The sequence below is a fragment of the Terribacillus saccharophilus genome (assembly GCF_046592595.1).
GTDB lineage: Bacteria > Bacillota > Bacilli > Bacillales > Amphibacillaceae > Terribacillus > Terribacillus saccharophilus_C.
In genome coordinates this window covers 1-18,960 of the sequence record NZ_JAWVPF010000013.1, presented here as the reverse complement: position 1 = coordinate 18,960, position 18,960 = coordinate 1, and the positions used below count along the sequence as shown (strand labels likewise).

The 18,960-nt window shown below is 40.3% G+C and carries 20 protein-coding genes; 17 read left to right on the top strand and 3 right to left on the bottom strand.

Annotated elements, in window-relative coordinates:
* Positions 1-22: 22 nt before the first annotated feature.
* The 14 genes from SFC25_RS17540 to SFC25_RS17475 all read left to right on the top strand — a co-directional run bounded on the left by SFC25_RS17540 (position 23) and on the right by SFC25_RS17475 (position 15,110).
* Complete coding sequence (locus tag SFC25_RS17540) at positions 23-4,783, top strand: phage tail tape measure protein (RefSeq protein WP_411216498.1); 4,761 nt, start codon at positions 23-25, stop codon at positions 4,781-4,783.
* Positions 4,784-5,494 carry a phage tail protein gene (locus SFC25_RS17535; protein ID WP_411216497.1) on the top strand — a complete coding sequence of 237 codons (711 nt, stop codon included), beginning with the start codon at positions 4,784-4,786 and terminating at the stop codon, positions 5,492-5,494. It begins immediately after the preceding gene.
* Entirely contained in the window at positions 5,494-7,029 is a 1,536-nt protein-coding gene (locus tag SFC25_RS17530) for a phage tail spike protein (protein WP_411216496.1), read from the top strand. The genes SFC25_RS17535 and SFC25_RS17530 overlap by 1 nt, the downstream gene beginning before the upstream one ends.
* A complete protein-coding gene (locus tag SFC25_RS17525; RefSeq protein ID WP_411216495.1) occupies positions 7,029-8,516 on the top strand; it encodes a pectate lyase family protein in 1,488 nt (495 codons plus the stop codon). The genes SFC25_RS17530 and SFC25_RS17525 overlap by 1 nt, the downstream gene beginning before the upstream one ends.
* 28 nt (positions 8,517-8,544) lie before the next feature.
* Entirely contained in the window at positions 8,545-8,826 is a 282-nt protein-coding gene (locus SFC25_RS17520; RefSeq protein ID WP_411216494.1) for a hypothetical protein, read from the top strand.
* 94 nt (positions 8,827-8,920) lie between these two features.
* A complete protein-coding gene (locus tag SFC25_RS17515) occupies positions 8,921-10,156 on the top strand; it encodes an O-antigen ligase family protein (RefSeq protein WP_411216493.1) in 1,236 nt (411 codons plus the stop codon).
* A 22-nt stretch (positions 10,157-10,178) separates the two neighbouring features.
* The gene (locus SFC25_RS17510) at positions 10,179-10,730 is read left to right on the top strand and encodes an acyltransferase (protein WP_411216492.1); all 552 of its coding nucleotides are present in this window, start codon (positions 10,179-10,181) and stop codon (positions 10,728-10,730) included.
* On the top strand, positions 10,720-11,514 hold the full coding sequence (locus SFC25_RS17505) for a hypothetical protein (RefSeq protein WP_411216491.1): 795 nt from the start codon (positions 10,720-10,722) through the stop codon (positions 11,512-11,514). The genes SFC25_RS17510 and SFC25_RS17505 overlap by 11 nt, the downstream gene beginning before the upstream one ends.
* A 93-nt stretch (positions 11,515-11,607) precedes the next feature.
* Positions 11,608-12,315, top strand: a complete 708-nt coding sequence (locus tag SFC25_RS17500) for a hypothetical protein (RefSeq protein ID WP_411216490.1) — start codon at positions 11,608-11,610, stop codon at positions 12,313-12,315.
* Positions 12,316-12,403: 88 nt separating this feature from the next.
* Positions 12,404-12,715: a hypothetical protein gene (locus tag SFC25_RS17495; protein WP_411216489.1), complete on the top strand. Its 312-nt coding sequence runs from the start codon at positions 12,404-12,406 to the stop codon at positions 12,713-12,715.
* 68 nt (positions 12,716-12,783) lie between these two features.
* On the top strand, positions 12,784-13,053 hold the full coding sequence (locus tag SFC25_RS17490; RefSeq protein ID WP_411216488.1) for a phage holin: 270 nt from the start codon (positions 12,784-12,786) through the stop codon (positions 13,051-13,053).
* A gap of 42 nt (positions 13,054-13,095) precedes the next feature.
* Entirely contained in the window at positions 13,096-14,019 is a 924-nt protein-coding gene (locus SFC25_RS17485) for a M15 family metallopeptidase (RefSeq protein ID WP_411216487.1), read from the top strand.
* 87 nt (positions 14,020-14,106) lie between these two features.
* Positions 14,107-14,622: a hypothetical protein gene (locus SFC25_RS17480; RefSeq protein ID WP_411216486.1), complete on the top strand. Its 516-nt coding sequence runs from the start codon at positions 14,107-14,109 to the stop codon at positions 14,620-14,622.
* Positions 14,619-15,110: a hypothetical protein gene (locus tag SFC25_RS17475; protein ID WP_411216485.1), complete on the top strand. Its 492-nt coding sequence runs from the start codon at positions 14,619-14,621 to the stop codon at positions 15,108-15,110. The genes SFC25_RS17480 and SFC25_RS17475 overlap by 4 nt, the downstream gene beginning before the upstream one ends.
* Before the next feature lie 52 nt (positions 15,111-15,162).
* Here SFC25_RS17475 and SFC25_RS17470 read toward each other — a convergent pair whose 3' ends face one another.
* Together SFC25_RS17470 and SFC25_RS17465 are read right to left on the bottom strand one after the other, a co-directional pair.
* Entirely contained in the window at positions 15,163-15,378 is a 216-nt protein-coding gene (locus tag SFC25_RS17470) for a hypothetical protein (protein WP_411216484.1), read from the bottom strand.
* A 76-nt stretch (positions 15,379-15,454) separates the two neighbouring features.
* Positions 15,455-15,637: a helix-turn-helix domain-containing protein gene (locus SFC25_RS17465; RefSeq protein ID WP_411216534.1), complete on the bottom strand. Its 183-nt coding sequence runs from the start codon at positions 15,635-15,637 to the stop codon at positions 15,455-15,457.
* A gap of 323 nt (positions 15,638-15,960) precedes the next feature.
* On the opposite strand from SFC25_RS17465, the gene SFC25_RS17460 reads away from it, so the two are divergent.
* From SFC25_RS17460 to SFC25_RS17450, 3 genes are read left to right on the top strand one after another with little or no spacing between them, the layout of a single operon-like run.
* Entirely contained in the window at positions 15,961-17,097 is a 1,137-nt protein-coding gene (locus tag SFC25_RS17460) for an FtsK/SpoIIIE domain-containing protein (RefSeq protein ID WP_411216483.1), read from the top strand.
* Positions 17,039-17,632: a replication-relaxation family protein gene (locus SFC25_RS17455; protein ID WP_411216482.1), complete on the top strand. Its 594-nt coding sequence runs from the start codon at positions 17,039-17,041 to the stop codon at positions 17,630-17,632. Before SFC25_RS17460 ends, SFC25_RS17455 begins: the two co-directional genes overlap by 59 nt.
* A 34-nt stretch (positions 17,633-17,666) precedes the next feature.
* Complete coding sequence (locus tag SFC25_RS17450; protein ID WP_411216481.1) at positions 17,667-18,215, top strand: PH domain-containing protein; 549 nt, start codon at positions 17,667-17,669, stop codon at positions 18,213-18,215.
* 144 nt (positions 18,216-18,359) lie between these two features.
* Here SFC25_RS17450 and SFC25_RS17445 read toward each other — a convergent pair whose 3' ends face one another.
* A complete protein-coding gene (locus SFC25_RS17445; protein ID WP_411216480.1) occupies positions 18,360-18,572 on the bottom strand; it encodes a helix-turn-helix domain-containing protein in 213 nt (70 codons plus the stop codon).
* Between the last annotated feature and the right edge of the window lie 388 nt (positions 18,573-18,960).

Here is an 18,960-nt window from a genome sequence, read left to right as displayed (position 1 = left end):
TGTTTAGGAAAGGAGGTGGCACATGGAAAGAATTGAAGGTCTTTCGATTGGACTAAATCTCGATTCCCTGAAGGTCGAAAGTGGACTAACAGACTTACGATCAGCGTTGCGACAGGTCAACTCCGAAATGAAGGCAAATCTTTCTGTGTTTGATCGGAGCGATAGATCCATTGCCAAGCACGAGACCCGCCTTGAGGGACTTAACAAGAAGCTTCAGGTCCAAGAGAGAATAGTGGACAAAGCTCGTATAAGCTATGAAAAGATGGTGGCTGAACATGGTGAGGGATCTCGGGAAGCACAAAAGGCTGCAACGCAGTATAACAACCAGTCTGCAGCACTTCAAAATCTTGAACGAAGTATAGATGGTGTAGCAAAAGAGCTCAAAGATCTAAGAAAAGAGCAGGAAGTGGCAAGCAGTTCTTGGTCCCAGATGGGCGATTCAGCTAACCAGTATGGCGATCGTTTAAAGTCTATCGGGAGAAATACGAGGGAAGTTGGACGATTCACTTCTTTATATGTGGGAGCTCCTTTAGCTGGTGCGTTCACTCTTGGTATTAAAACGTCAATGGATTTTGAAGCACAGATGTCGAGAGTAGGGGCTATTGCCGGTGCAACATCTGAAGAATTCAAAGAGCTAAGGCAATCAGCATTAGATTTAGGTGCCAGTACCTCTAAAAGTGCGAGTGAAGTCGCAATTGCTCAAGAAGGGCTAGCTGCATTAGGATTCACCGCCACAGACATTATCTCGGCGATGCCGGGTGTTATCAGTGCTGCTGAAGCATCTGGCGCGGATATGGCATTAACAGCAGATGTAGTGGCTTCAGCGTTAAATATTTGGGGATTAGAAGCCGGAGAAGCATCAAGGGTGGCGGACATTCTCGCTCAGTCAGCTAATGATACCGCTGCAGACATCCTGGATATGCAGTATGCCTTCAAGTATGCCGGCGCACCAGCTGCCGCATTAGGTGTATCGATGGAAGAGACTGCTGCCGCGATTGGACTTATGACAAATGCAGGTTTGCAAGGAGAAAATGCCGGTACCGCTCTTCGGGCATCTCTACTTGCTTTGCTAAAGCCGAGTGAAGCGAATAGCAAAATCATGGAGGCAATGGGGATTAAAGTTACGGACGCCGAAGGGAATTTTATCGGTATTTCCAAAGTTATCGAAAACTTTAAAAGCTCTCTCGAAGGGCAAACAAAAACGCAACAAGCAGCAACAATTGCTAGCTTGGTCGGTACAGAAGCTACGTCTGGTTTCTTGGCATTAATGGAAGCTGGTCCTGAAGAAATCGATAAAATGACTAAGTCATTAGAGAATAGCGAAGGTGCATCAGCGGAAGCTGCGGCTAAAATGAAAGACAACTTAAAAGGTGCGATAGAAGAACTGGGAGGAGCCGTGGAGACTGCAGGAATAACTTTAGGTAACATTCTAACTCCTGCTATCCGTTCCTTAACCGAAAACATAACTGGTTTGGTAAACAAGTTCAACGCACTTTCACCTTCAACTCAAAAATTTATAGCAATCGCTGGAATTACGGCAGCAGTTCTTGGTCCTTTAATTACGTTTATTGGGCTATTTTCGCTTGCCTTGGGATCTGCTATGAAAGTAATTGCCCCGTTGTTTAAAGCAATTGCTAATGCAGGCGGCATATTAAAAGCACTCAGGTTAGCATTTGTAGCGTTGATGGGACCTATAGGTATAACGGTGACAGTAATAGCTGCGTTGGTTGCGGGATTCACCATAGCCTATAAGAAGTCGGAAACATTCCGGAATATTGTACAAGCTGTAAGGGATGCAATCGTATCTGCATATCAAAAGATTAAAGAGTTTCTTACCACGAATCCACAATTCCTTGCATTCCTAGATAGTGTCAGAAATGGCTTTGCTAAGGCTAAGGACATGATCATGCAGGCCTTTGGTGTGGCGATGGACTTTGTTCGAGAAAAGATTGGTCAGGTGAAGGCATTCTGGGATTCAGACGGTCAGCAATTACTGCAGGCATTCAAGAATATATGGAATGGCATTATGTTCGTGGTACAGCCGGTCATAGATGCCATAGTCGCTGTTGTAAAATGGGCATTTCCATACATCAAAATTATTATAGAGACTGCCTTCAAGATAGTGCTCTCTGTGGTGAAAATGGTTTGGACTAATATAAAAGGTGTGATAAACGGGGCGCTAGACGTCATTATGGGCGTCGTGAAAATATTCTCTGGTTTGTTTACTGGTGACTTCTCTAAGATGTGGGAAGGCGTCAAGCAAATGTTTAGCGGTGCAATACAGTTCATCTGGAATTATATCCAATTGCTGTTTATCGGACGGATTATCAAAGGTGTAGGAGGGTTTGTTAAAGCCTTCGGCAGCAGTATCGCTTCTTTATGGACTGCAGTTAGAACTGCTTTTTCCACAGCGATTACGTGGATATGGAATTTCTTTAAAAATCGATTCACAAGCATGTTAAATACAGGAAGGTCTATTTTTACTTCCTTGCGCAATTTCTTTTCATCTATTTGGAACGGCATTAAAAATATCTTTTATGACACTGTCCGAGCGGTTTTTGAATTTGTAAAAGGCCGTTTCACGAATATGAGGAATAACACGACAGCTACATTCACTTCGTTGCGCGATACAGCTCGTAAAATTTGGCTGTCAATCAAAGATAATATAATTAATCCAGTTAAAAACGCCTATAACTCCGTCGTGAGACAATTTGGCAATGTTAGAGACAAGGGCTTAGAAATCTTCCGAAACATGCGTGATAAAGCCAAGGGTGTCTTTGATAACATGGTTGATGCTATTAAAGGCTTGCCAAAACGTATGGGAGACGGACTCTCTAACGCAGCGAAGAATATTGCCGGAGGAGTGAAGAATGTAAGCAAGTTTTTACTTGAAGGATTAGCCAAGGGCGTCAATGGAGTAGGCGACGGTATCAACTGGATATTAAATAAAGTCAATGCTCCTAAGAAACTACGTATTCCAGAGTGGAATATCCCTGCTTACGCTAAAGGTACAGACGGACACCCAGGTGGTCCTGCAATTGTTTCTGATGCGAAAGGACGTAACAAACAAGAGTTGATTCGTACTCCAGACGGTAACATGTTCTTGTCTCCTAAGAAAGAGACCTTGTTGAACCTGCCAAAAGGTACGAGCGTCCTAGACGGGAACAGTACAGCCAACCTGCTTAAGTCTGGTATTCCTGCTTATAAAGATGGGGAAGGCTTGTTACAGAAAGCATGGGGTGGAGCTAAGAACCTATGGGGCTCAGTCAAGAAAACCGCCACCACAATCTGGGATTTTGCTAAGGATCCATTGTCACTTATTAAAACTGCAGTATCAGACTTTACCAATTTAGGAGATGTGCTGCAGCCAGCCAAAGGTATCGCAGAAGGAATGATATCTAAAGCGACAACTGGTGCTAAGGATTGGATTAAAGGGCTTCTTGAAGGTGGCGACGATGTAAAGGCTAGCGGTAATCCTACAGCTGATGTCAAGAAGTGGGTCACCAGAGCGATGGAGATTGCAGGCGTGTCCGGTAGCAATTGGCTAAACGGTTTATCTCTAATTGCAATGCGAGAATCTGGGGGCAATCCAAAGGCACAGAACAATTGGGATATTAACGCTATGCGCGGCATTCCTTCCAAAGGTCTGATGCAGACAATCGGACCAACATTCAATGCCTTTAAAAAGAGTGGTTACGACGACATTTTCAATCCTGTTCATAACATTCTAGCTGCTATTGGCTACATCAAAACAAGATATAAAACAATTGGAAATGTACCTGGTGTAAAAGCTGTAAATCAAGGGCGTCCTTATGTGGGTTATGAAACTGGCGGTCTTATCGATCGGCAGCAGTTTGCGATGGTTGGAGAGGGAGATAAAGACGAGGTTATCATTCCACTTGAACAACATCGGAACAGAGCTGAGTCGTTGTTTAATTACGCTGCAGGTAGACTAGGATTTACTGATATGTTCTCAGAGATTGTGGAACATGGCAAAACCACGGCTGAGGGCATTAAAAATCAGTTGAACAGTATTCGTAAGCAATCAAGTCTGCTCCAACAAGTAAGATTGACACTATCTAGATTTGGACAGTCAGTAACTAATGCAATCAAAACTTTGCAGGGATCGAACAACACCATAATGAATGCGATTAGTTCATTGTCTGTTGCCTTAAAAAAGAAGGATTCTAGTGGTTATAACGGCACATACAGTAAGGACAGCGTATTAGACAACACAATCAAAACGCTGATGAAGTCTGGAGGAGAAGCAGCTAAGAAGTATTTCACAGCTGTCATTGAAGACGGGGATTGGGCAAATGACTGGCTAACTCACTTACCGTTGTATCTCCGAGGCAACACGAAAGCGGCCGGTATTAATTTAGCCAAAGAAATGAGCAAGAATGGTTATCGAGGTTTTGCAACTGGTGGATTAGTAGCGAACAGGGGTCTATATCAGCTGGCCGAAGAGGGACATCCAGAATGGATTATTCCTACAAACCCAGCAAGACGTACTGAAGCCATGAAGTTGCTTGCATTGGCAGGGAAAGACATTGCAGGTAATAAGCGACCTAACCAGCTGCCGACTCCATCTGGAGGCAGTAATGATGCAGCCGTGGATAACACAGCTGAAATGTTGGCAGTGTTGAAACAAATACTCCAGTTGCTATTGAATACTGATTTCAGTGTCAACATTGATGGAGAACCACTGATTCGGAAGGTATTCAAATATATCGATGCCATAGCAACATCCAATGTCCAAAGTGCAGAAAGGGGGCGAGCGTAGGTGCTTGGTATAACATATAACGGCCATCACTCATATAAAGACTTCCGGTTCCCGATCGCTTCCCGGGACATTGGAATAGCTAAGAAACAAAAGAACTTGATTACACTGCCATTTAGTAACGAGCAATTGGATTTTAGTGAGCTGTACGGGTCTCAGGTATATGAGCCTCGATCACTTGCTTATCAGTTTACTATTATGAATCGTGAGCAACTAAACCCGCAATATGTGCATATAGCAAAGACAAAGTTATTGAACTGGTTGTCTACTACTCGCGGGAAGGTAAGGCTGGAAGACGACGCTATCCCCGGCTATTATTTTCTTGCTGAGTTTGATGAGGGAGGAAGCTTCCAGGATGATTGGCAGTCTGGTGTTCTAACAGCAAACTTCACAGCTTATCCATTCATGATCGGCATACGTTCAGAGGGGCATGACATATGGGACGAGTTCAATTTTGAATTGGATGTAGCGCAGCAAGTTAGGTTCGATGTGAACGGAAGCCTTTCACTCAACTTGCTGAATGTAGGAACGCCGGATGTAACGCCAGAAATAATAACATCTGCTGCTATGACACTGACAAAAGGAAATATCAAGCTTGATGTATCTGCAGGAAGACATAAAAGTGACGATTTCACTTTGTCAGCAGGCGACAACCAAATTACCGTCACCGGTACCGGAACAATTGAATTTGTGTATTACAAGGAGATGCGCTGATGTATAAGGTGACTATGATTAATGATGGCAAGCCTATTACTATCCATCATCCGTTCGTAAACAATATAAAACTACCGGAGGGGTCGATCAGGAAGGAAATTAACTTGATCGACTCTTTTGATTTCAAGATTCATCCCGGCAATCCCGGCTATGGAAAGATAAAGCCACTCAAAACTCTCATTAATGTGCTGAACATGAAGACAGGTAAGTACGTATTTGAAGGACGTGTATATAAGCCAAAAAGAGCCATGGACGGTAGCGGTATCCTTAGCGATACATTCGAGGCTGATGGAGAACTTGGCTATCTTGGAGACAGTCAGCAAAAGCACAGGGAGTGGCGTGGATCACCTTCAGCATTCCTACAAGAGTTGCTGAATTATCACAATAGCCAAGTTGAGGAGTACAAGCACTTTAAGCTAGGACAGGTTACTGTTACTGATCCCAACGATAATGTCTATTACTATACAAGCGCTGAACAATCTACCTTTGACACCATAAAGGAGAAACTTCTAGATCGTCTTGGTGGAGAATTACAGATACGAAAGATGAACGGGGTTCGATACCTGGATTACTTATCCAGAATAGGTGAGCTGAAAAAGAACACTCCTATTCTGCTTACCAGAAACCTTAAAAGCATTACTGAGGATGTTGATCCATCGAGTATTATTACTCGACTGACGGTTCTAGGTGCCCGAATAGCATCAGAAGATGAAACAGCTACTGATGCATCCGAGGCTAGGGTTACAATCGAATCTGTAAATAATGGTCTGCCGTATCTCGATGGATATGCTCTTATCGATGAATTTGGGTATCAAGGCGGATCAGTCACCTATGATGATATTTCAAATCCAGTTGTCTTAAAGAGTAGAGGGCAGCTTCATTTAGAAAGTCAAAAGACCTTACTTGCGCAGTATACAATCGAAGCGGTGGACTTATCGTTTATTGGCAAGGCAGTAGACAGTTTTGAGCTAGGCAATAGTCATCCAGTAAAAAATCCAATCATGAGTATTGATGAAGACTTGAGAATTGTTGGTACGCAAATTGATATCACTGCACCGGAAAACTCCTCACTTACAATCGGAGATAAATTTGTAAAGCTGGCAGACTACCAAGCAAGAGCAGCAAAGGCAGTAACGAATGTTGCACGCATCGAATCAAGAGTGTTGTCTCAGTCACAGCGAATAGGCTCATTGTCTGCTGAAGTGAAAGCCGTCAACGACAGCGTGGCTCAAATAAACCAAGCAATTACTGAGAGCGATCTACCTGGTATCAACCAAGCTATCGTCAATTTAAACGAAGCAATATATGACCTGAACGCGGCTATCGAGGGCATTCCGCTATATGGATTAGCAACAGCTACAGATGATGGACTAATGTCCCACCTTGATAAACAAAAACTTGACTTAATTACAACTTCAATGAGCGTGAACTTGGAAGAGCTGCAGAATAAACTGCAGCTTATTTCAGTTGTGCAACCAGTTGATCTAGATCAGATGGAAGCAAGGATAACAGCTTTGGAAGGGGGAACTTCATAATGGCAATTCCAGACAAGATTAAAGTACTAGCGAAAAAAGTACGGGAAGCTGTATTTGGTTCAGAGGTTCGAGATTCAATTGCAACTAGTATGGAAGAGACTGCCGATATAGCAGACAATGCCAAGACTGCTGCGGAATATCAGACTGGCAGAGTAGATAATTTAATCAGGAATAATCCTCAACCATCAGAAATTGTTGATGTTAGATATGATGAGGATGGAATAGAGCATGCAACAGCTTCCGAAAGAATTAAATCAGACAATGAAAAAATAAAGGGGTTAATAAACGCTAATTCCTCGAAGATTGGTGAAAGTGTTAGTCTGCCTCAATGGTTGCAAAGTTCGCTTAGAGAAGTTAGTAAGATGCACGATGATTATTTGAGAAATATCGGTGTAGATCCGAGGTTTCCGCCCTTCAATGCAAAAGGAGACGGTTTGAGCGATGATACGATCGCACTTCAAGCAGCTATTGACTATTGTTACGAAAACAAAAAGAGATTAATTATTCCGGATGCGGTCTTCTTAATAAGTAAAACATTAAGTGTCTACGGAGGTTATGAGGAAGATTTCGGCACGATAATTATCGGTTTAAGTCGAGATAAGTCAGCTTTTAAAGTATCAGATTCTTCTACAATAACCTCCATGTTTACTGCACAAAGAAAAAACCAGACATCTGAAGGCGCGCTGCATAATATTAATATCGCTAATATATTGTTAGATGGGAATGAAAAAGCAGCCAGGGGATTGGAGTTTTTGTTGCCTACAGCTCAATGTATCTTTGAAAGAATACGAATTAAGGGAGTTAATGAAAGTGGGGTACATGTTGAACACAATAACTACCTTAACCGATTTGATTTCATTAGAGTGGATGGAGGTCAATACGGTTTTAATTACGTGAAAGGGATTGTAACGTCGACAACATGGACTAATCCCTATGTAGTTGGTCAGACCGTAGCAGGTTATAACATTCAGGGTATTTATAGCACTCTAATCGCTCCTTGTGCAGATGGAGTTACCGGTACTGTATATGACTTAACAGGTTTCAGAGGAACCGTTATTTCTCCAGGCAGTGAGTCTGTTCAAGCTAAGATTGTATTTAGAGGAGGCGCGTATACAAACTGTACTATTTTAGATGCATACACCTTTATGAATAGAGATGACTCTTCAGCAACTCATATAGTACTTGATGGAGCAGCGGGAAGGTTCAATTTTGTTAACGGAACGATTAATCGAGATGAAGAAGGAGGAGGTACAGCAACAGCCGCAGGAAAGTTGTATGATGTTTCAAAAGGACCTAACTCCCTAATCGAATTTACTGGTACTCCTCAAATTGGAGCGAGTTCACAGGCTTCTGATCAGAGTTTGTACCCAAAAATCATTCCTAACAACCCGGGTATGTACAGATCACATTTAATGATCGGATATACAATATTTGATCCAGCACTTAATAAAAATAAGACTTGGAACGGTACTCAGTTTGTGTATTGAGCCGTTTTAAACAAGGAGGTGTTATCAGATGGCTTTCTTAAAATCGCATAATCTAATTGTTTACGGTAAACTGTTAACCTTTAACACAGCATATATACAAATCAGTAATATCGTAGGTAACAAAGATAAGATTGAACTTCAAGTATCAGTATACAGTGATCAAGATAAGGCTTATCTACTGGAACAACTAAATTACAGCTTTACCCCTTCTCTCGAAGAGGATTCCGCAAACTTTATTAAACAGGGGTATGAATACCTAAAAACAAGAGATGAGTATTTGGGCGCTGCCGATATCATTGAGAGTGAATGAACATTTTTCCATAATCATCAAAATTCTAATCTAAATTCCTCCTTAATATGTTAAAATCTGTGAGTGGTAGGATTTATACATAGGGGGAATTCATTTGAAGAAAGTCCTTTTCATAGTTATAGCCCTGATTTTTTTATTCAGTTCGCTTAACCTGTCTGATCTATTACCTGTAAAAGGTGTATTTTTTGTTTATGCATTAGTGTCGTCACTAATTATTGTACCTATCTTTTATAAAAACAAAAATTTGAGAATTAATACTGTAGTGCTTACTTTCACTTATCTTTTCTTTTTGTTTTGTGCGATATCAGCATTAATTAATGATGACGTGGGTGGCATATTAGATTCGGCATTTTTAGTATTGTTGTTTGTAGTGACTCTAACTGTTATACCGAGTATTGATTTTAACATCAATAAAGTTGTTTTCTATGGGGTTATTTTAAGTCATATACCTGTGCTCTTAGTTCCATACCTACTTTATGGCATTGATACTATGCCATATCACGGTATATTCTTCAATCCGAATTCAGTCGGTACCGTATCTGCAACAGTATTTATTGTTGTTTTTTCAGTTGTACTAGTCAAACTAGAAGGCATAATAGCTGGTAGAGTTGAAAGGTTTTATAAGTCAAAATTACTTCTTGCAGGAATAGTGTTACTAGGGACTTTTTATCTCACAATATTGTCAGGCAGTCGCACTAGTTCACTGGCTGTTGCTATAAGTGTAGCTGTAGGCTTGTTTTATCTAACTGTATACTCAATAAAGCAAAAACGCTTCTTGGGCTTAATGATACGTGGAGGTTTTATAGCGTTGGTAGCAGCCATCATTATTTTTCTTGTAGTTAGGTTTACTTCTTTGTACGAAACGATTTACAACAGTGTTGTTTTAAAATTCGTACAAACATCGGGGAGCGGAGATTTACTTTCTCATAGAGGGATTATTTGGCAGAAGACTATAAACGATGCTGGTTTCTTCGGAGGCGGAAGTGAATATTTTACAAATAACATATCGTATGGAGCTCACAATACCTTTATAAACTTAATCGGAAATTACGGTTGGCTACCATTGATTGCGTTTGCGCTAATTGTAATTTACGGTTTCTTCAGATCAGTAAAATATACATTTACCAGTAATGATAAGTATAAATACTTGCCATTGCTAAGTGTGATTAATTTCATTTCCTTGTCAATGGCGGAGGTTATGATTTTCACTTTGAGCATGTTAGTTATGTTCTTTAGCTTAGGTTCAACGTTATCCAAATATGAACATCAAGAAAAAGAAGTGGTTTTGAAGACAAAGACCAAAAAGACACGACGAAAATTAGTATGGTAAAGACAGAGAAGGGGAACAACTTATGAGATTGAAAGGCAAAGTACATGAATTGTTACTTCGATTTAGAGGTGAAGCAACTACTCAAGCTCTCATAAAAAATGGGTTGAAAGTAGGTGAAAATTTCAGTAGGCAGGGAGGGGTTATCATTGATCCTCCTCACTGTTGGTTAATTTCGATAGGAAACAATGTAACGCTTGCTTCACGAGTGTATATTTTGGCACACGATGCAAGCACAAAGATGCATACAGGTTACACAAAAATTGGACGAGTTGAAATTGGCGATAATGTATTCGTTGGAGCTAATAGTACAATACTTCCCAATGTTAAAATTGGTAATAATGTCATTATCGGCGCTGGCAGTGTTGTCTCGAAAGATGTTGAAGATAATAGTGTAGTGGCTGGAAATCCAGCACAGTTCATTAAGCATACATCATCTTATGTAGAATCAACTAAAGAGAAGATGGATGGTAGTCCTATATGGGATTATAGCTATACGATACACCGAGGGATTACAGATGAGATGAAGAAAGAAATGGCTGCTGGTTTGGAAGGTAAGATAGGTTATGTTGAATGAGAAGCCTTATTACGAGGTACCCTTAAATCATGACGATCCTCTTGTAGTTTTAGACAGGTTGGAGCGGTACCGTAGCGTTGACCTAAGAAGAATTACTGTAGAGGAGTTAATAAACCTTACAGCTGATACTTTGCCTTGCATTTTACACAAGGGGTGGACATATCCTAAGGGCGTAAAATTATACCGAGTCAGAAAGAAAGATACTAGTGATCAGATGTTCCGTACCACTAGTGAAGTAAGTTACTGTCCGGAAAAATTTGTTAAAACAATTGGTAGATTTAACAATGAAAAAGAGTCTATATTATACACCTCAACAGATTCGATAACTCCATTTCATGAGGTTAAAGCAGAAATTGATGATGAATTTGCATTAGTGGAATTTGAGACATTAAGTAATTTAAATTTAACAGATGTTTGTCTCGGAACTGAATTGCCATTTAGATTGACAATTAATGGAGAAATTAACCATAAGATAATTGAACAATTTCTCTTTACTGAGTTTACAAAAGATGTCGGAGTAGGTACAGAATTTTTGTATAAGGTAACTGTAAGTTTAGCGAAAATGTTACTCAATGTACCTGGGTCTCAAGGCATCAGGTACCCTTCCACTCCATTTAAACAGGGTATTAACGTTGCGATTGAAAAGGATGCAGTTGACGAGAAGTTAAAAGTAATTTCAGTTAAAAATGTAAAAGTAAAAGATATTTTATTAGATGGTAGAATTCTTTGTGACATCCAGAGTGAAAGTAAAACCATTAACAAGGATGGAACAATAATCTATTAATGAAAAAGTAAAAAGCATCTCGATTGAGGTGTTTTTTTATTAAAGGAATATCCTCCCAATCTGTCGAATAAAGACGGAAAGGGAGGAAGTTTCATGCGATTTGATGTAGAGTGCGCCATGTGTATGGATGAAAACAAAGAGAACAAAGTGACTTTTGAGGTCAGTAATAAAAGTCTTTACCGAGTTAAATGTTCTGAGGGGCACGAGTATGACCATGTACTATCTGTTGAATTATTTGAGATGTTATATGAAGTAGGAATATATGCTTTAATAGATGGTTACACAAGAGAAGCGGTTTCAAGCTTCGCGACAGCATTAGAAAGATTCCACCAGTACTGTTTCAAGTTCTTGTCCAAATATCATAGTGTTCCTTCTGCGGTATTGGACGGAATTTGGGAAACAATGAATCGAAGTTCAGAACAGCAAGCAGGAGCATTTCATAGTCTCTATATGGTTACATTTAAAGAAGAACCTCCAAAAATTAAAGGATCTAAAAAACAATTACGAAATGATGTAATTCATTATGGCAAGATACCAAGTCAAGAACAAGCAACTAATTATGCTAAATTCGTTTTTGAATATATCCGAGATATCTTAGATAAGTTTAGTAAGTATGAAAACTTTAATGTAATAAGAATGTCCATTATGTATGATTATTTTACATCTCAGCAAGAATTTTCGACTTCAAGTAGTCGTATTACTATGATGGGTATTTCCTTATACGGTGTTGTAACTGAAAAAGACTTTAATAAAAGCCTAGATACGATGATACAGTCAAATTCCAGATGGATATATACATGAAAGAAAGCATCCCGATTTTGGGGGGTGCTTTTTATTTTGCAAAGGAGGTGACATAGGTTGAAAAAGAGATTAAAAGGGGGCGAACAAAATGCCAGGAACATCGGAGGTGAACACACCCATGAATGAAATCGTACAAGATCATGAACGCAGAATAGTCCTTCTTGAAAAAACTGTAGAAAAGATGGAAAACGGCATGCTCAAGATTGAGAACACAGTCTTAGCTGAAGGTCGTGAACAGCGAGCGATGTTGCAGGAAGTAATAAAATATTCATTCGATGACCAGCAACATAAACGTGATAATAAAACAAAATTGAAGCAGCTAACCTTCACAACCATCTCCAGCTTACTAGGTACTGGTGGGGTTGTTTTTTTAATTATCCAGTGGTTACTAGGTCAGTAATCTAATGAACAGCATGCCTGCCGGGTCCAGCCGGTGGGCTTTTATTATACAAGAAAGGAGGTGCTAATATGATCAACTGGAAAGTACGATTCAAGAACCCGCAGTTTTACATCCAACTCGCACTTGCAATTTTTGTGCCAATCCTAGCTTATGCTGGACTTACAGCGCAAGACCTTACAACATGGCCAACGCTGTTCAACGTGTTCGCTGATGCCGTAAGAAATCCTTATGTGCTGTTCACTGTTGCAGTCAGCCTGTACAACTCGGTAGTGGATAACACTACAAGAGGTTTCGGGGATAGCCAACAAGTACTGACATATAACAAACCTAAAAAATGAGGGCTGCCTATGGGCGGCCTTTTCTTATGAGGAGGAACATACATGGGAAGAGTATCACTAGACACATTGCTACGACGTTCTGAGAAGAACATGGGAAGCGGCATGAATGCCATTGTTAAGAAGAGTGCACTGGAATTAATTCGAAGAGCATACAAGGAAGGTATCAATGCTCAGATTTCACACGGCATGCGCACATATGCGCAGCAGAATGCTTTATATGCACAAGGTCGCACCAAGCCGGGCAGTAAAGTCACAAATGCTCGCGGTGGATATTCCAATCATAACTTCGGATTGGCTGTTGATTACTTCCTTACATCTGAGGACGGCAGCAAGGCCATATGGACAGTCAATTCTGATTGGAAAAGGGTAGCTGCTATTGCAAAAAGTCTTGGCTTCTCTTGGGGCGGAGACTGGACTAGCTTCAAAGATTATCCGCACCTTGAAATGACAGGAGGGCTATCTACTGCTCAACTGCGAGCTGGCAAGCGTCCGAGTCTGACGGATCGTACTGGTACTAAAAAAGTTGCGCCAAGTAAAACTGTCAGCAAGCCTCCTTCATCTTCTAGTGGATCAAGCTGGGTTAAGGCAGCACAGGAGTGGGGGAACAGCCGTGACTATCCAGATAAAGCAGGATTTAATGAGCTAGATGAAGATGGACTAACTGGACCACTTACGTTTGATGCATTCCTACGTATCTATCAATACTTTGGTAAAACAGCTATTGATGGAGTTTGGGGTCCTAAGAGTCGAGCGGTAGCTGCAGTTCAGAACAAAGATGATCATACACCAGGTTGGACAAGATTACTGCAGGCAACGTTGTGTCTATACGGCTACAAGCATAAGATTGATGGAGCGTTTGGTCCATTAACTGATGAAGCGCTTCGTGCATTCCAAAGATCCAAAGGAATCAAAGCAGATGGAACTACTGGACCAGTAACCTATACGAAAATGTTTGAAGCTGCATAAGATATTGGTGGGGAAAAATGGATATTTCCCCACCTCTATACATAATTATGATATATTAGATGTAAAAAATGGGATGTGCAGTCAACATTGCTTCTTTATAAACGTATTATAGCTTTTATAGGGTTTATCTTGATAACTCATGTAGGAACTGACGGTACAAGTTCGCCTGCTTTTTTTGTAAGTTCATTTATGGGCATGGTTGCGCTTTTTAATGAATACTTTGAGCTATGTAGGTATAAAATGTTTGAAGGTGATGTCGGAGGAGAGGCATTCTACAAAGTGTTCGCTGTTATCTTTGGTGCTGCTGCTTTTGTGATGCTTTTAGGGATTTTAAATGTACTAACCCTATCCGATTCGGGTAATATAACAGTAGGAGAAAGTTCCTTTATAGCTGCAATTGATAATCTAGTAGACATTAGTTTCACACCTTATAGTTTTGTATTAATTGTAGGGGGTGCATATGCAATTGCATGTGGTATTGAACTATTTTTTAAGCCTTTTATATCTTATGAGCAAAAACTAGAGAAGAAAAGAATTAAGGATGCCAAGAAAGCAGAAAAGAAAAAAGGCAAAATCTCACAAGAGGAAGGTGTTGCTGGATGATATTATTTTATACCACTCTATACTTTCTGGTGATTTTCTTAATGGCCTTTTTGTCAATGCTATTCTACCGATTATATAAGGAAACCCAGAGTGTTCGAAATTCCTTATATGGAGTGTATCTATTTCCTTCTGTAGTTATTAAAACGCCAATGAAACAAGCAGATGAAGTATACTCTAAGCGTAAAAAAATAATTAAACATTTGCATAAAGATAATGTTTCTCCCGAATTCAAGAGCCATGTTACTGAGTTAGTTAATTCCAAAAAGAAATTGTATATATTTTTCTATAGAGATTTTATTTGGACTTTTCCTAATTCAGTGGAGACATATGTCGAAGCATATGACGAGTTTAATACCGAAGTGTTGTTAAAGAGAAAGAAAAGGAATAAGGAAAAAAATAAAAAGAATAATAAAGTAAGATTGGCAGAACTCATTACTAAGGAATTTAGACCTGAGATTGTTGACAAACTTATAAAACATCACGCATAACCTTCTCTATTTTAAAAAGCCCCTCCAATTATAGGAGGGGCTTTTTTATTTATTATCCAAACATGGCAGTTGTATCTCTCTTAAAAATCTCCTCAAACAAATCAATCTCAGTTTGAGTAAACTTACTAAGCAAAGGATTACTTGGTGTTAAATCGTAATTCACGCCCTCGTGCTGATCAAGTTCAAGCTCTACGAAAAGGGTCAATCCATCAATAGCAATCTGCTGCCTAGCCATTACGTATTCGGAATACAAACTGTGTCTAATCACTTTATCCCCTCCTTTTACTCCTATAATCGTACAAAAGGTTGGATAGGTGTCACTTATTTTCCAACTTTACAATTTCTTAATCCTCGTACAAATCTTTTATATCCACATCAAGCATAGCTGCCAGCTGGACGGCCTTATCAAGTGGAGGATATGTCTTGCTTTCGCACCAGTTCTTTAAAGTGTTCTTACTAATGCCTAACTGCTCATTTATGTACTTTCTTTTCAATCCGGAGTTTTCTATGTGCTCGTTTAGTATCATCTTCAATGGTCTCATCTCCGTCATTAAAATCAAAATTAATTTGGATTTTTAGGTATCAATTATGACCCCTCTGGATATACTAATCTTAGAAACGCATATACGACTGCAGATACAACCGAATACACAGCTTCCGAATCTAGGAGATTCGCGTCCGCCAACGCCGCCTTTCTTTCTTCTCTCCTTCCTTTTTTCTCTTAAGATGACCTGTAAAATATCTTCTATTTATCCTTGTCCAATCCCTGCTAATAATCAATACGAATATAGAAACGACTATTCATGTCACGAAGATGCAAACGTATATGCAGCCGAAGAGAGGGATGCATATGTTTGAAATGGCTTTTGCTGTTGCCGGCTGCAGCTACATTGCGGCAAGAATGTTCATGCCTGACAGCGATCGTTACAAAATCAAAAAAGCCTTTCGTAATTTAAATTATCGAGTAAAGGACCATGACCCTTCATTGATCCGGACGATTAAGAAAGATGATTACCAGGAGTATGTCTACAACGTGCCGTATGGATTGATTGATGATTCTAAGTTGCAGCAAGTGCTTCAGAAAACGCTCGATCGATCTGTTCACGTGTACTTTGATGGAAAGCTTCATGTGAGAGTATATAAGAGCAGCATACCAAAACGGATTGCTTACAATTGGCAGCAGAGCGACGGATGGACATTACCGATCGGCATTGGTCTTTCCGGAATGGTAATGCATGACTTTGACAAAGTCCCTCATATGACCGTCGCTGGTGCAACGAGACAGGGTAAAACAGTGCTGCTGAAGTTAATCCTTGCCCACTTGATTTCAAACCATCCTGATGATGCAGAGATCTACATTGTGGATATGAAAGGTGGCTTGGAGTTTGGACCATATGAAAGAATGAAGCAGATCAAACGCGTGGCCAGCTCAGTAGACGAAGCCGGTGAACTATTTGAACATATCCTTGCAGAGATGCGGCAGCGGATGAAGATGTTCAGGGAAAAGGAATATACCAATATCCTGGACACTGATTTAAAAAGAAGGACATTCATCATAGTCGATGAGGGCGCAGAACTTACGCCGTCTGCTTTCCATTCCAAAGATGAGAAAAAAGTTTATCAGTATTGCCAGCAGGCTCTGTCAGAGATTACACGCATAGCAGGAGCCATGGGATACCGAAACATATTCTGTACGCAATATCCCACAGCAGACACGCTTCCACGGCAGGTTAAACAGAATAGCGATGCAAAGATCAGTTTTCGTCTACCGACAGAAGTGGCCAGCCGTGTGGCTATTGATGAATCCGGGGCAGAACAGATAAGCAATGTCGGCAGGGCGATTTACCGGACACATGAGCGGCAGGAGATTCAGGTACCATATGTTAGCGACGAAGAGATAAAAGAGAAATTGGGGAGGTACATGGAAGATGTTACAGGCCGAGAAGAGAAGATTGCGCGAAGAAAAGATATTGTCCACTTTGGATAGTCTTGGTTATGCTACCCGTAAACAGCTGCAGCTAATTGAGCAGCTGGGCGGTGATCGTAATGCGCACAGGATTTTGAAAGAGATGGAACGCGATAAACTGATTGGCAGCCAGAGATCTGAACAGAAGATATATTATGTGGCAGCCAGAGGGAGAGATGCAATCGGCAGCACCAAGGATGAATTGAGAACAGGAAAGATGAAGCACACCCTTATGCGTAATGAGATGTACATTCAGTTGGGTATGCCTGACGATTGGAGGACCGAAGTACCTGTTACATGGCGAGAAAACAAACTAATTTCTGATGCCATGTATCATGTTAAAGGTGAAGTTCACTTTTTGGAAGTGGACAATACACAACCCATGCGAACAAACTATGAGAAAATTAAAAAATACAGTGTTCTTTCTAGAATTATATTTGAAACTAGGAAGCATACCCCGACGTTAATATGGTGTACAACAAGCCACTCAAGGAAGACAAAGTTAGAAGAAGCATGTAAAAAATCAGCTGTAAAATATCGGATTTTGGTGATATGATTAGTACAAAAGGATTAGAAAAAGGGGAGTAAATATGGCTCATACAGTTGAATCCATAAAAGAAAGATTTAAAGAAGTAAATGTAACTGACTTATTTGGAACCAAGAAGGAAGTCAAAGAATTACCAATGATATTGTTTGATGATGAGATAATCAATTATGCTACAAGTGGATTCCTGGATAACAATACATGGTTAATTGTCGTTACGAACAAACGAGTGCTTTTCTTGGATAAAGGAATGGTTTTCGGTATCAAACAGAAAGAGATTCCCTTGGAGAAAATTAATTCCATTTCTCAAAAGCGCGGCATGCTTATGGGAGAAATCCATATCTGGGATGGCGCTGCAAAGTTCCAGATCAAGCAGGTTGCTAAAAATACTGTTCAGCCATTTGTTGATGCTACCAATAGAGCAATTGATGAACTTAAAAAAGGACAGACAGTAACTGTAGTTCAAGCACAAGCAGAAACAGCTGCTGCACCTGAACCAAGCGGATATGCAAAAATAAAAGAACTTAAAGAGCTACTCGATATGGGTGCGATTACGCAGGATGAATTCGAAACAGAGAAAAAGAAATACATCTGACAAAAAGACCTGCAAGGGTCTTTTTTTGTTTCCAGATTTTACAACTTCAAATTGGATAAACATTCCTCTATAGTTATAAGAAAGGAAAAACTTTCTCAATGAGAAAGTTTTGCTCCGGGAAGGGTTATAATCACCCTTAGCCGTTTAGCTTTCAATCCACTCGTACAGATCTTCCGCAGTACAATTTAGAATACGCGCGGCAAGGACTGCATGGTCAAAGCTCATTTTACTTGTGCCAGACTTCCACTTTGACACGGTACTTTCTGTAACACCCATGCGCCGAGCAAAGTCTACTTGGTTCATTCCTCGATCTGTAAGGATTTCAGATAAACGGCTTCTCCCTTTCCGGAGTGCCATAGTTTACCTCCTTAAGCAGCTATTAAAAGTATAACTTCACGGAGAAAAAATTGGAAGGAAGGTTTGCACCATGAATGTGCTGGTTGATGAAGAGTATCACGACTGCGGTTATAAGTACGAGAGGAAGAAAGTGATTGATGTCGAGCACAACATGTACTCTGTGATCTTAGTATGCGGTCAGTGCAAGCATACTGTGGAGTTAAACAAAAAAGACCTCCCTAAGGAGGTCTGAGCTTGCCCACGTTTTGCCCACCATTTGCCCAACAACCTAGAACATCATAGAATATCCTATCCCAAACACTCTATTAAAAATGCTAGTTTCAAGCTGTTTTGTACCTTCTATCTTCCTATATAATAGGCTCGAATAATCAAGTTCGAAATGGAAGGT